This window comes from Citrobacter sp. Cb080 (assembly GCF_030334745.1).
GTDB lineage: Bacteria > Pseudomonadota > Gammaproteobacteria > Enterobacterales > Enterobacteriaceae > Citrobacter > Citrobacter braakii.
The window spans coordinates 1-499 of record NZ_JAOWDG010000015.1 but is presented as its reverse complement, the minus strand read 5'-3'; the positions used below and the strand labels follow the sequence as shown (position 1 = coordinate 499).

Sequence of the window (499 nt, the reverse complement as noted above, 5' to 3'; positions counted from 1 at the left end):
CATTTCTTGTTTACGGAGAAATGAAACAGTGTGTCGTTTCAATTTTCAGCTTGATCCAGATTTTTAAAGAGCAAAACTTCGCAGTGAACCTTTTCAGGTACACTCTGAAGTTTTCTTGTGTTTTTGCAGTAAGGAATGGTGGAGCTATGCGGGATCGAACCGCAGACCTCCTGCGTGCAAAGCAGGCGCTCTCCCAGCTGAGCTATAGCCCCATCGTAGTTAAATCTCGTTTAACCTTAATTTCTGTTGAGGCAAGGCGTGGTGACGCGAAGCATACTGAAGTATGTGAGCGTCGCCGCAACGCAGCATCAGCAGAAATTTGGTAGGCCTGAGTGGACTTGAACCACCGACCTCACCCTTATCAGGGGTGCGCTCTAACCACCTGAGCTACAAGCCTGCAGAGATTTTCTTACTGCTAATTTTCATCAGACAATCTGTGTGAGCACTACAAAGAACGTTTCTTTAAGGTAAGGAGGTGATCCAACCGCAGGTTCCCCTA

At 46.9% G+C, this 499-nt stretch carries 2 tRNA genes; both read right to left on the bottom strand.

What is annotated here, in order from left to right:
- Positions 1–136 precede the first annotated feature (136 nt).
- Positions 137–212 (bottom strand) — tRNA-Ala (locus OGV38_RS00195).
- A 108-nt stretch (positions 213–320) separates the two neighbouring features.
- Positions 321–397 (bottom strand) — tRNA-Ile (locus tag OGV38_RS00190).
- Between the last annotated feature and the right edge of the window lie 102 nt (positions 398–499).